Annotated in this window: 11 protein-coding genes and 1 pseudogene; 5 read left to right on the top strand and 7 right to left on the bottom strand. The window is 39.5% G+C overall.

Annotation, left to right across the window (positions count from 1 at the left end; all coding sequences use genetic code 11):
* Positions 1-41 precede the first annotated feature (41 nt).
* The gene (locus RCP16_RS07895) at positions 42-1,001 is read left to right on the top strand and encodes an SDR family oxidoreductase (RefSeq protein WP_308642092.1); all 960 of its coding nucleotides are present in this window, start codon (positions 42-44) and stop codon (positions 999-1,001) included.
* 42 nt (positions 1,002-1,043) lie between these two features.
* Here the strand turns inward: RCP16_RS07895 and RCP16_RS07890 are convergent, their stop codons facing one another.
* Complete coding sequence (locus RCP16_RS07890; protein WP_308642091.1) at positions 1,044-2,231, bottom strand: macrolide family glycosyltransferase; 1,188 nt, start codon at positions 2,229-2,231, stop codon at positions 1,044-1,046.
* A gap of 149 nt (positions 2,232-2,380) precedes the next feature.
* Positions 2,381-2,752 (bottom strand): winged helix-turn-helix transcriptional regulator, encoded by a 372-nt coding sequence (locus tag RCP16_RS07885; protein WP_069327585.1) that lies wholly within the window; start codon positions 2,750-2,752, stop codon positions 2,381-2,383.
* 210 nt (positions 2,753-2,962) lie between these two features.
* Between RCP16_RS07885 and nfsA the strand changes: the two genes are divergently transcribed.
* From nfsA to RCP16_RS07865, 4 genes are all read left to right on the top strand, one after another.
* Complete coding sequence (gene nfsA, locus RCP16_RS07880; RefSeq protein ID WP_069327584.1) at positions 2,963-3,703, top strand: oxygen-insensitive NADPH nitroreductase; 741 nt, start codon at positions 2,963-2,965, stop codon at positions 3,701-3,703.
* A 91-nt stretch (positions 3,704-3,794) separates the two neighbouring features.
* Positions 3,795-4,232, top strand: coding sequence for a MarR family winged helix-turn-helix transcriptional regulator (locus RCP16_RS07875; RefSeq protein ID WP_069327583.1), 438 nt, complete (start codon positions 3,795-3,797; stop codon positions 4,230-4,232).
* Positions 4,233-4,306: 74 nt separating this feature from the next.
* Entirely contained in the window at positions 4,307-5,662 is a 1,356-nt protein-coding gene (locus tag RCP16_RS07870) for an NtaA/DmoA family FMN-dependent monooxygenase (RefSeq protein ID WP_442789689.1), read from the top strand.
* On the top strand, positions 5,655-6,758 hold the full coding sequence (locus tag RCP16_RS07865) for a Gfo/Idh/MocA family protein (RefSeq protein WP_308642089.1): 1,104 nt from the start codon (positions 5,655-5,657) through the stop codon (positions 6,756-6,758). Before RCP16_RS07870 ends, RCP16_RS07865 begins: the two co-directional genes overlap by 8 nt.
* Positions 6,759-6,843: 85 nt before the next feature.
* Here RCP16_RS07865 and RCP16_RS07860 read toward each other — a convergent pair whose 3' ends face one another.
* The 5 genes and pseudogenes from RCP16_RS07860 to RCP16_RS07835 all read right to left on the bottom strand — a co-directional run bounded on the left by RCP16_RS07860 (position 6,844) and on the right by RCP16_RS07835 (position 12,184).
* Positions 6,844-7,536 carry a response regulator transcription factor gene (locus tag RCP16_RS07860; RefSeq protein ID WP_308642088.1) on the bottom strand — a complete coding sequence of 231 codons (693 nt, stop codon included), beginning with the start codon at positions 7,534-7,536 and terminating at the stop codon, positions 6,844-6,846.
* Positions 7,533-9,002 (bottom strand): sensor histidine kinase, encoded by a 1,470-nt coding sequence (locus tag RCP16_RS07855; RefSeq protein ID WP_308642087.1) that lies wholly within the window; start codon positions 9,000-9,002, stop codon positions 7,533-7,535. Before RCP16_RS07855 ends, RCP16_RS07860 begins: the two co-directional genes overlap by 4 nt.
* Before the next feature lie 51 nt (positions 9,003-9,053).
* Positions 9,054-10,224: pseudogene (locus RCP16_RS07845) on the bottom strand (ABC transporter permease).
* A complete protein-coding gene (locus RCP16_RS07840; RefSeq protein WP_137224280.1) occupies positions 10,221-10,916 on the bottom strand; it encodes an ABC transporter ATP-binding protein in 696 nt (231 codons plus the stop codon). Before RCP16_RS07840 ends, RCP16_RS07845 begins: the two are co-directional and overlap by 4 nt.
* Positions 10,913-12,184 carry an efflux RND transporter periplasmic adaptor subunit gene (locus RCP16_RS07835; protein WP_308642084.1) on the bottom strand — a complete coding sequence of 424 codons (1,272 nt, stop codon included), beginning with the start codon at positions 12,182-12,184 and terminating at the stop codon, positions 10,913-10,915. The genes RCP16_RS07840 and RCP16_RS07835 overlap by 4 nt, the downstream gene beginning before the upstream one ends.
* Positions 12,185-12,187: the final 3 nt, after the last annotated feature.

Raw genomic sequence — 12,187 nt, 5'->3', positions numbered from 1 at the left:
GAACATTAAAATGATCAATAACGATCTTAGGAGGATAAATGATGCGTGTATTTGTCACAGGGGCGAATGGATTTATAGGCACAGCAGTGATTCAAGAGTTGATTCAAGCAGGGTATCAAGTAACAGGGCTTGTCCGTTCTAAAGAAGGAGCTCATAAGCTGACCGCGCTTGGAGCAACAGCCCAACAAGGAAACGTGGAAAGTGTAGAAGATTTACGTAGAGGAGTAGACAACGCAGATGGCGTGATTCATACTGCTTTTTTTCATAAATTCTCGCATGCCAGCTTATTTACACGTGTAAAGATTGTATTGGGTGGTAATCCTCGTCATGCGGCATCTCGATTTATGGCAATTGCTACGGAGACGGATCGACGTGCGATTGAAACGCTTGGAAAAGCACTTTCGGGAGACGATCGATCACTTGTCATGGCGTTTCCAACAATGGCACTACGAGCCGGTTCCTTAGCAACTGAAAATGATCCTTCTGATCCCCAATCAGTAGGAGGCGGAAGGACGATTTCAGAGACAACAACGCTGACACTCGCAAATCACGGGGTTCGTTCTTCTGTTATTCGTATAGCCCCACTTGTACATGGTATAGGTGATAAAAGCGGTCTATTACCGACTTTGATTAGCATTGCTCGTAAAAAAGGCGTATCGGCTTATGTAGCAGACGGAGCAAATCGATGGCCAGCTGTACACCGATTAGATACAGCTCGTCTTTTTAGACTCGCTTTGGAACACGCTTCAGCTGGTTCTATATTCCATGCAGTAGGAGAAGAAGGAGTGCCTTTTCGTGATATTGCTCATGCCATCGGTCGTTATCTAAATATACCTGTATCGAGTATAAAGAAAGAACAAGCTGGTTCTCATTTTGGTTGGCTAGGTGCTTTTGTATCTGTAGACAATTACGTTTCCAGTGCATTCACTCAAGAGCGATTAGACTGGAAGATACAACATCCTGATTTATTTACAGATATGGAGCACAGCCATTACTTTTAATATATATTGGAGCTATAATACTGACTTAGTTATTATAATTATTTAAACTTTGGTATGTTCAAGATAAGCATCGATTCGATCTAGTGCTTCTTGGGGACCGACTGTGTGTTGGAAGCTTTTATTAATTTCCTGCACACCTTTTTTATATAACGGATTCGATAGTACTTCCTGTACGGCTTCTTTGAGCGATTGCACATGGATCTGATCTTTGGTAATACGGTAACCTGCTTGCAGTTCTGTTAGGCGCTGAGCGACCATCGGCTGATCTTTATCTTGAGGTAAAACGACTAAAGGAACATTAAAATGAATACCTTCATTAACACTATTCATCCCGCCATGGGTAATAAATACATCGGCATGCTGTAACACTTCCAACTGAGGAACATAAGGTAAAATCATGATATGTTCAGGAGCAGGGTTAATCTTTGTAACATCAACTTTCTCACCTGTAGCAATGATTACGATACCTTTGAAGTCTGTAAAAGCTTCGATACAAGTGTTAAAGAATTGTTCGGTGTGATCGAGAACGGTTCCCATTGAAATATATAGTACTTTTTGATCTTTAAGAAGATGAAGTGGGAATGAAGTATTTTCAGTACGTTTTGGAAAGCTAGGTCCAATAAAAAGATGTTCATTGCCAAACTGATCGCCATTGGGTTGAAAATATTTACTTGTATAAACAACATTTAGAGCGCCGTTATTATTCATAAATTGGCCCATTTCTTTAGGCATAACGTTGTATTTCTCTTTTATTAGCGATAATCCAGCTTGAATGTTCTCGGCAATCTGAGAAGTCGTATCCACATGACTTGGGAAAATTCGTTTAGTCATTTGATTATTAGATATCAAAAAAGATGGAGACGAGGAAATACCCGGAATATTCAGAAAATCTCGCACTAATTCACCAGCTCCGAATTTATCGTAAAATACAAAATCAAACTGCATGGTCTGCGATAGCTGTTCGGTTAATGCTAAAATGTGTAACGAAGTCTGAATATGAATGTTTAAAAATTCATTTATTCCGTTAGGGCTACCTACATGGATAGACGCATTTCGAAGCAGATCAGTATGAACATGAACAATCGCTCCAACGGCTTCTACTCGATCTCTGAACTTCTCAGTCGTAATATAATGAACCTCATCCCCGCGCGATGTAAAAGCATGAGTGATTCCTAATGTTGGATTCACATGTCCTTCTGCTGGAAAATTTACAATTAAAATACGTAGCATTTGTATCACTCCTTTTTGGTATATGAAGAATGTTATATATGGTACTTATTTTATGATAACAATAAATGGTTCATTTTCCAATTTTGCCGATCTGTATCGTCCTAAGTACTCTTTAGTTGGGATGCAATAGACTCTATTGTAATCAACATTTATACAAGTGAAGTATCATCTGGCTGTTCACCATACGCTTTACCAAAAGTCTCCATAGCATCTAAAATAGGCATGAGTTTGGTGCCTTTTTCGGTAAGCGAATATTCTACTTTCGGTGGAACGACGGGATACACTTTACGCTCAATCACACCATCTTTTTCTAATTCTCGAAGCTGTTTACTAAGAGAACCTTGCGAAAGATCACCTAGAAACGCTTTGATATCTGAATAACGACGTGTATGACCTTTTAAGTACCATAGGATGAAGTATTTCCAGCGCCCGGATAAAATATTTTGAGTAAACGCAATAGTATACATATCTGATTTGTCTTCTATAAATTCTCTTTGAAATCCATCTTTACACACTCTCATCGTAATCTGATTCCTCCCTAAGTACACAAAAATGTACTATGTTCATCTAAATTGCCCTCTATACAGCTTGAATTATTCATTTTATGATAGTTTCAGTAAGCGATGAGCAACAATAATTACTAACTGAATATGATTTGAAATATTAATTTTATATTTAGCAAGCTAAGTAATAGTGTATCATATTATTGAAAATTAGAGGAGAAAGCAATCATGAATAAAACGTTAGAATTACTTCATAACCATTCATCTGTACGTTCTTACACCAATCAACCATTAACAGAAGAACAACGCAATGCCATTTTTCAAGCAGCTACGCAAACATCATCATTTAGTCTTTTACAAGCCGTCTCTATTATTCGCATTACAGATCCAGCGCTTCGTCAAGAAGTTATGGAGCTTTGTGGTCATCAACCTTATATCGGTGAAGCAGCCGAGTTTTGGATTTTCTGTTCAGACTTCCATCGCAATCATGAAATCGCTCCTGAAGTAGATATCGAATATATCGAATTTCTAACGATTGGCTTAGTGGATGCTGGGCTTATGGCACAAAATGCTCTAACTGCGGCTGAATCGATGGGGCTTGGTGGTGTGTATATCGGTGGGGTTAAGCTTAATATTGAAAAATTATCTGAATTGCTTCAGTTACCTAAATACGTAATTCCAGCAGTAGGCTTGTGCATCGGTGTTCCAGCAGGAGAGAAAGCAGGTCTTAAACCACGCTTACCGAAATCCATGGTACTGTTTGACAATCAATACCAACCATTGGATACAAAACAATTGGCTGTTTATGATGATACAGTGAAAAAATATTATCAAGCTCGCCCGATTCGTGCGCCTTTCACAGTCAAAACCGTTAAAGGATGGAGCGATCATATTCAAGATCATTTAGAAAGAAGCATCCTGCCTGATATGATGAATTATTTAAATAAAATGGGATACGCCAAAAAATAAATGGCGCTGCTACAGTCAATTGACACATTAATTTCTTCATGTTATATTTAGCCCGCTAACTACTATTGAAGAAATAAGGAATGATGGATAGATGAACGAACCGGTCAAAGATCAAGTGGATTGTGATATCCGCCAGTCGTTAGATCGTGTCTCTTCCCAAATGCGTCGAGACTATAATGAATCTTTGCGACAAATCAATCTTTATGCAGGTCAGGATAAATTATTATATCGATTATGGTTAGGGGATGGTATCACACAAATGCAATTATGTGAGCATTTAAAATGTGAACCACCTACTGTAACTAATATGGTCAAGTCTCTTGAACAAAATGGATTTATATATCGTAAGCGTGATGAACATGATGCTCGTGTGATGCGCATTTTTTTGACAGATGAAGGAAGATTGTTGGAAAAACCAGTAGATCAGAAATGGAAAGAGCAACAGGAAAAGTTACTAGACTCTATCTTTCCAGAAGAGCGTGTGTTTTTAAGAAGGCTTTTAAAACAAATGGAGAGCAACTTATCCTAAGTTGTTCTTCCTTAAATCATTGCAAATGCATCATTTTATTTCAAAATATAGTTAGCTTGCTAAGTAAAGGGAAGATAAATATGGAACAGAAAAAGGAAATGCAGTTATCTTTACAAATGGTTTCAGGGTATGGCGCTGAATTCAATGCTTGGAGAATGCCCGGTGCCGATCCAGCTGCCTATACAAATATAGATAGTTATGTAGAACGTGCGAAGTTAGCCGAGCAAGGTAAGTTCCAAATGATCTTTATCGCAGACACACCAGCATTAACAAGTAGCTTGAGTCATAAGACACCTATGTTTCCGATGGACCCGATGCTGGCTTTGATGGCTGTCGCTAGAGAAACCAAGTACATTGGACTTGTTGCTACACTATCTACAACTTTTAATTACCCGTACAATCTAGCACGTCAATTCAAAGCATTAGATGTGATCAGTCATGGACGAGTAGGCTGGAATGCTGTGACGACATCCGATCCTAATGTAGCCGCTAACTTTGGAAGCAAGCCTATTAATCGTCAAGAAAGATACGAAAAAGCGCATGAATCTATAGAAATAGTTCAAGCTTTATGGGGAAGTTGGCAAAAGGATGCCTGGACATTGGATGTAGAGACCGGGCAATTTGCAGATATGGAAAAAATCCAACCGGTTCATCTTCAAGGTCAACACTATGCGACTCGTGGGCCACTGCCTATTCCACCATCTGAGCAAGGTCAGCCTGTCATTTTCCAAGCAGGAGGAGGTCAGGAAGGGTTAGAGTTAGCAGGGAGATTCGCTTCCGGGGTCTATGCTAATCCTTATGATATTCAATCTGCAAAAGAACACAGAGAAGCTATTCGGCAAAGTGCTATCCAGTTCGGTCGTGATCCTGATGATATTAAAATGTTTGCAGGGTTTATGTTTTCATTAGGAGCCACAGAAGAAGAAGCACTTATGCGTCGCAAACAACTTATGGATTTCAATCCTGAAGAGATTCCAGGTAGAGTCAGTTATCTCGGTTCTATGATTAATGTACCGTTATCTATACACTCTATAGATATTGATCAACCGTTAACAACCGAGCAACTTCAATATGCTTATGCAAGCCCAATGGACCCACGTGCACCCAAAGCGTTACAATTGCTACAACAAGGCTTATCTATTCGGGATGTGCTGGCTCATGGAGTAATCAATTATCATCCTGTGGTGGCAGGTACACCTGTGCAAGTGGCTGACTTTTTAGAAGAATGGTTTCTTGCTGGGGCATGTGATGGATTCTCGATTGTACCGGATGCATCGTTTGATGGAGTGGCTGATTTTGTTCATCTAGTCGTTCCTATTTTACAAGAACGTGGTGTATTTCATAAAGAATACGAAGGAAATACCTTGCGTGAAAATATGAAAGTTCCGTATCAATATGGAGTACAAAAAGGAGATTATAAACATGACTAAAAAAACAAAAGTAGGTATTATCGGTGGATCTATTAATAACGGATGGGCAAGTGGTACACATATTCCAGCTCTTCAGCATCTTGAGGAGTATGAGCTAACAGCAGTAGGAACAAGTAATAAAGAAAGTGCTCAAAAAAGTGCAGAGGCTTTTGAAGCCACTCATGGTTTTGATCAAATCGAAGAACTGGCTCAACATGATGATGTAGATATGGTAGTCGTTAGTATCAATGTCAAAGAGCACTATGATGCAGTCAAAACTATTATTCCTACAGGTAAGCCGATTTATAGCGAATGGCCATTGGGATCTACGACAGAAGAAGCTATTGAAATGCAAGAATGGGTAGCAACACATCATATTCCAACAGCAATCGGTTTACAAGCGCGACAAGCTCCTGCTATCAACTATGTGAAAGACCTTATTGCGGAAGGATATGTAGGAAAAGTATTGTCTGCGCAATTGAGAGTATCGATGCAAGGTATGGGTGCCAAAGCTGATAAATCTACAGCGTACTTGTTCGATCGCACATCTGGCGGTAACCTGCTCACTATAGTAGGTGGACATAATATCGATGCATTTACGTATATGCTCGGCGATTTTGCAGAACTTTCAGCGACAACAGCGCAACAATTTGCTGAAGTGCAATTAGAAGATATCCAGAAAGTCATCGAAAAAACAACAGATGATCAAATTCTAGTTACAGGAAAATTAACCAGTGGTGCTGCTGCTAGTATTCATATTCAAGGCGGAGTCAAACATCCTAAAGGCGTTACACTTGAGATCTTTGGAGATCAAGGAAGTATTGTTCTAACAGCACCAATGACGATTCAATTTGGATCACATCAATTGCTAGGCGCAGGAGTAGGAGATGCAGAGCTTCAAGAATTAACGATTCCAGATTCATATTACTCTGTACCTGAGTCTCTCAAAAATGATCCGGGTTATGTTCTCAATATTGCTCAGGTCTATCATAAATTTGCTCAAGATATTCAAGAAGGAACATCATTAACACCAAATTTTGCAGATGCAGTCAAAGTTCATCAGTTGATTGATGCGATACGAAAGTCTGCACAAACAGGCGAACGTCAATATCTTTAAGTTCATTTTACTCATAGAAAAAGAAGGGCTAATCCTTGATGATTAGTCCTTCTTTTTTTGTTCACTATCATCTAGATATTCGTAGTTAAGGTTGAAAGCGATAACCTACACCCCATACGGTCTGGATATAGCGAGGGTTACTTGGATCTTCTTCTGTTTTTTCACGTAATCGATTAATATGGACAGCTACCGTAGCATTATCGCCAATGGATTCGAATCCCCAGATACGCTCATACAATGTATCTTTACTAAATACATTATTGGCATTCATAATCAAAAAGTAGAGCAGGTCGAACTCTTTTTTCTTCAACTCTAGTTCTTTACCATCCAGATAAGCACGATGAGCTTGAGTATTAATCACAAACGAACCGATTTCAATATGACTACTTCGAGGGAAATCGTTTTTTCCTTTGATACGATCATACTGAGCCAGATTAGATTTCACTCGTGCCACCAGCTCATTAGGGGAGAATGGTTTGACAATATAATCATCTGCCCCCAGACCTAATCCTCGAATCTTATCTATATCTTCCTGCTTGGCGGTCACCATAAGAATCGGAATATCTAGCTTTTCGCGTAATCTACGACATACGGAAAATCCATCTTCACCGGGTAACATCAGATCAAGTAGAATCAGATCGAATTGTCCGGATAATGCTTGTTCTGCACCGGTGATTCCATTGTCTGCAATTTCGACTGCAAAATGATTGATTTCAAGATAATCCCGTTCTATCGATGCAATCGCTTCGTCATCTTCTATAATGAGTATTTTTCTCATCGTATATCCTCCTGCTTAATCAATGGCAGCTCGATAATAATCTGTAATCCACCTGATGATGCATGCATAGCCTTGATTGTGCCACCCATACGTTCGACCGCTTTGGATGTAATCGCAAGCCCTAATCCGCTACCTCTGTTAGGATTATTACGTGAAGGATCACTTCGATAAAATAAATCAAATAATTGGGGTAGAGATTGTTCAGGGACACCGGGTCCATCATCACTGATACTAATCGTGATCAGATCATGATCAACACGAGTCTGAATATGCACCCATCCACGTTCTTTATGTTTATAGTTTAAGCTATTTTCTACAATATTCGTAAATATACTATCTAATTGCAATTGATCTGCAAAAATAACAGCTCTCTGATCTGAAAAGGAAGTGGTGATATACAAGCCTTTACTCCGATATTCTTCGGCTGTGGCTTTGACTAGCGATTCCAACTCATAATTCACATCTAATAGCTCAGGATCATACGGATAATTACCCAGATCCATTTTGGAAAATAGAAAGATTTTGGCAACCATTCGGTCGATATCTCTTGCTTTGGTCTGAATCATCGTAATGTACTTATGTTGCGCTTCAGGTGTATTAGCAACGCCATCTAGCAAACCTTCCGAATAGGCACGAATCGAAGTCAGTGGAGAGCGCAGGTCATGGGAAATACTTGCTAATAGTTCTTTACGACTTTCTTCTTGACGCTGAATTAACTGCATCGACTGTTTTAATTGTAATGCCATATCGTTGAAATCATGACATATCGCTGCAAATTCATCTTTACTCTCATATTGGATACGTGTATCCAGATTACCATCTCTGATCTGTTGCACACCTACAACCAGTGTATCCAGTGGTTGACTGATTCGTTTGAATACAAAATAGGTGAGAAAGCGATTAGTAAAAAAGATCGTGACGATAATACCTATACCAAATAAAATCATAAAAAGTGTGATTAACATCTGGTACTGACTATAATACCCATCATCGCTGTTTCCATTTTCGTGAAAAGAATCGAATGTCGAAATAACATACGTTTGATTATTAATAGCGACTTTTTTGCTATACACATCTTCTTCGGAAAGATAGATACTGCCTTCTCCACTCAAAGACCAGATCGCGTTTATCATTTTATTATTAGGATCGATATCAAGCTTGCCCATATTTAATAATAACGTGCGAGAATTGTAATCGTGTACCGTCAATCGCATAGAATGCTTTTGTAAATAGTCTTCTAATTGCTTTTTCTCAGCTGTTTTTTGTTTCTGAGGGTTTTGAATAAGCTCGGTAGCCACAGAAGTGATTTTTTCAGGCACATCATAAATCGAGCTTTCACTGTTATATTGATTTTTCCAATACTGGTACGATAGATATTGTCCTGCTCCGATAATAATAGCCGAAATAAGTACAGGTATGACAATCATCAAAATATTAGAAATGATCAGGCGTTGCTTAATAGTCATACCACGTACTCCTTTTAATGTGTATAAGTGATTACGGATGTATTGTAGCATTTAATCGGTACGTAGCGCATAAATAGGTCGTAATCGTGCAGCTTTATTGGCAGGAATAATTCCGAACAGTACACCGATCACAAATGAAAATACAAAAGAAATCGTCACCATATTCCACGCATATTGAATTGGAAATGGAGTGAACTTGCCAGCAATCCATACCAATCCAAGCCCTACACCGATACCCAGTAATCCGCCAAGAGTACTCAAGAATATCGATTCGATCATAAATTGGATCAATATATTACTCTTTTTTCGCCCCGATCGCTTTGCGAATACCAATCTCACGAGTACGTTCATTTACCGATACGATCATAATATTCATAATCCCAATTCCACCCACAATCAGTGAAATACCGGCAATTCCTGCTAAAGATGCTGACATTAACGCATTGGTTTTTTCCATCGATTTGATCATTTCTTGAGCATCAAATATATCGTAAGCAGAAGAATCTTTGAATTTTTGTTCAAGGCTGTTAGCAAGCATGGCTTTGACCGTAGGAATATCTTGTTCAGTCACCGTTTTGACTTCAAACGTTTGAATACCTTTGGTCTGCAAAAAGCGTTCTGCTGTAGCCAGCGGGATCAGAATCTTCTCATCATTAGAACCCATCAAGCTAGTGCCTTTACTTTGTAACAAGCCCACAATTTTGAATGTTTCTCCATTAAGACGTATATCCTGACCGACTGGATTCTCACTGCCAAATAGAGTTGTTGCCGTAGAAGAACCAAGCACAGCTACTTTTTGCCGATACTGACTATCGATATTCAGAACGAATCGTCCCGATTGTACATGGAAATCTTTCACATGCTCATAGGCAGGGATAACACCTTCCAAGGATACATCGACATTGTTGTTACGGTGCTTGGCAGTGACATTACCTGAAAGGGTAGGAGAGACACCGGATACCCCTTTGATCTTGTTATAGGCAATCACTTCATCATACGTAAGCGAACTGGTAACTCCTCGCCCCATAACATTCACCGAAAGTAAATTGGTTCCCATATCGCCAAATTGGTCACTAATCTGACCATTAAAGCTCATCCCCACAGACACGACCAGAATAACGGAGGATACTCCAATAATAATACCTAACATGGTCAAAAAAGAACGTATTTTATTACTAATCACACTGAGCAAAGCCATACGTACACTTTGAAAAAAGATCATTCAGGATTCCTCCGATCTTCAGTCAATACCCCATTTTGAATACGAATCACTCGCTTGGCTTGATCGGCAATATCTAGATCATGGGTAATCAGAATAATCGTATGACCTTGTTGATTCAGTGTTTTAATCATTTGCATCACTTCTTTACCTGTATGGGTATCGAGTGCACCTGTCGGTTCATCTGCCAGTAGCAAAGGAGGATCGCCAGCAAGAGCACGAGCAATCGCTACACGCTGTTGCTGACCACCCGATAACTGATTCGGGCGATGATACATCCGTTCATGCAATCCAACTTGCTCTAATGCCTGACTTGCTCTTTTTTTACGTTCGCGATAAGACAATCCACGATAGATCAGAGGGAGTTCTACATTTTCGATTGCCGATAACTTGGGCAACAGGTTAAAACTTTGAAAAATAAACCCGATTTTCTCGTTACGAATTTTGGCAAGGCGATTATCCGATGTTTTGCGTACATTTTGCCCATCGAGTATATATTCTCCGCTGTTGGGCAGATCAAGGCATCCGATCATATTCATTAATGTTGATTTCCCTGATCCGGAAGGGCCGATAATCGCTACAAATTCACCGTGATTCACTGTCATCGAGATATCTTGTAAAATAGGCATTCGTTGTCCTGCCATCATATAGCCATGATTCATATGATTGATCTGTATGAGTGGCTCCTGACTCATGGTGTGCCACCGCCTGTAGAAGAACTATCGCTACTATTATCAGTCGTTGTATTGCTACTGTCTGTTGACGTGTTGCTACTGCTATCTGTAGAAGAACTATCGGTCGAACCACTATCTGAAGTTGGGGTAGAACTGCTATCATCTGATCCACCCATATTAGACATCGTACTTGCTGATGAAGATGTACTCAATCCGCTCATATCACTGGATGGAATAACGACCAGATCTCCTTCTTTTAGACCACTTTTGATTTCAATTTGACTATCATCGTGTATACCGATATTTACTTTCTGCTCGGTAGTGGTATCTGGTTGTGCATTTTGCGTTCCAGCCGATACTCTAGCTTTTTGAACCACATATTGATTCCCTTGCTGAATCACCGACTCAATAGGCAACACAAGAATATTTTTTTTCTGTTCTACCAAAATCGTAGCTTGAGCTGACATTCCTGCTTTAATCTCACCCGGTTGATCAAGATGGATAGTTACACCAAAAGTAGAAACACCATTTTTGATCGCACCTTCATTCGCAATCATAGATACTTTGCCATTATAGGTTTTTTCAGGAATAGCATCTAGCTGAAGGGTAGCTTTTAATCCTTGATGAATTTTGAGAACGTCTAACTCGTCAACCTGAATGGTAGCGCTCAAATCTTGATAATCAATAATGGTAAATGCTTCTGCGCCACTACTTACAGCCCCACCTGGAGAAACGCTCATTTTGGTAATCGTGCCACTGATTGGAGACAGTAATGGAGCAGGAGCGGCTTGATCTTTTTGCAAACGTGCAATTTCGGTCTCTGTGACTGTGATATCGTCTTTTCCTTTTTCAATACCTAGACGAGCACTATCAAGTTCTGTGGGTGTAGCGTTGTTCATAACAAGCTGTTTGTACTGTTCTTGCTTATCTTGTAGATCGCTTTGTTGTTGCTTGAGTGTATTGGTCTGTTGGGTGATATCTTTAGCATTATCTTTGTTTTTATACGTGAACAAGACTTGCCCTTTTTGAACACGGGTATTGATCTTAGCATTAACCTGATTAATATTACCTTCATGATCCGCATAGACGACAGTCTGACTTGTTGGTTTAATTGACCCAGCACCTTTGATTAATACGGTAATTTCTCCTTTTTGTACAGGAATAGAAGGAGTGGGTTCAACGACTATTTCTTCTTGCGACTTCGGCCAGAGAACATAACCAGTAACCGCCGAAGCGACTAAAACAATAATAATAGCTAGTGTAATCCAAATTCGTTTTTTACTATTCATAGG

Origin of the sequence: Paenibacillus nuruki (assembly GCF_963311185.1) — a bacterium.
Taxonomy (GTDB): domain Bacteria; phylum Bacillota; class Bacilli; order Paenibacillales; family Paenibacillaceae; genus Saccharibacillus; species Saccharibacillus nuruki.
Note: the sequence above shows the minus strand (reverse complement) of the source record. Positions and strands in the feature narration are given on the sequence as shown.

Bases quoted from the DNA above. Each gene is read 5' to 3' on its own strand.
- RCP16_RS07895 (WP_308642092.1), top strand. From the start codon at position 42: ATGCGTGTATTTGTCACAGGGGCGAATGGATTTATAGGCACAGCAGTG.
- RCP16_RS07890 (WP_308642091.1), bottom strand. From the start codon at position 2,231: ATGCTACGTATTTTAATTGTAAATTTTCCAGCAGAAGGACATGTGAAT.
- RCP16_RS07885 (WP_069327585.1), bottom strand. From the start codon at position 2,752: ATGAGAGTGTGTAAAGATGGATTTCAAAGAGAATTTATAGAAGACAAA.
- nfsA (WP_069327584.1), top strand. From the start codon at position 2,963: ATGAATAAAACGTTAGAATTACTTCATAACCATTCATCTGTACGTTCT.
- RCP16_RS07875 (WP_069327583.1), top strand. From the start codon at position 3,795: ATGAACGAACCGGTCAAAGATCAAGTGGATTGTGATATCCGCCAGTCG.
- RCP16_RS07865 (WP_308642089.1), top strand. From the start codon at position 5,655: ATGACTAAAAAAACAAAAGTAGGTATTATCGGTGGATCTATTAATAAC.
- RCP16_RS07860 (WP_308642088.1), bottom strand. From the start codon at position 7,536: ATGAGAAAAATACTCATTATAGAAGATGACGAAGCGATTGCATCGATA.
- RCP16_RS07855 (WP_308642087.1), bottom strand. From the start codon at position 9,002: ATGACTATTAAGCAACGCCTGATCATTTCTAATATTTTGATGATTGTC.
- RCP16_RS07840 (WP_137224280.1), bottom strand. From the start codon at position 10,916: ATGAGTCAGGAGCCACTCATACAGATCAATCATATGAATCATGGCTAT.
- RCP16_RS07835 (WP_308642084.1), bottom strand. From the start codon at position 12,184: ATGAATAGTAAAAAACGAATTTGGATTACACTAGCTATTATTATTGTT.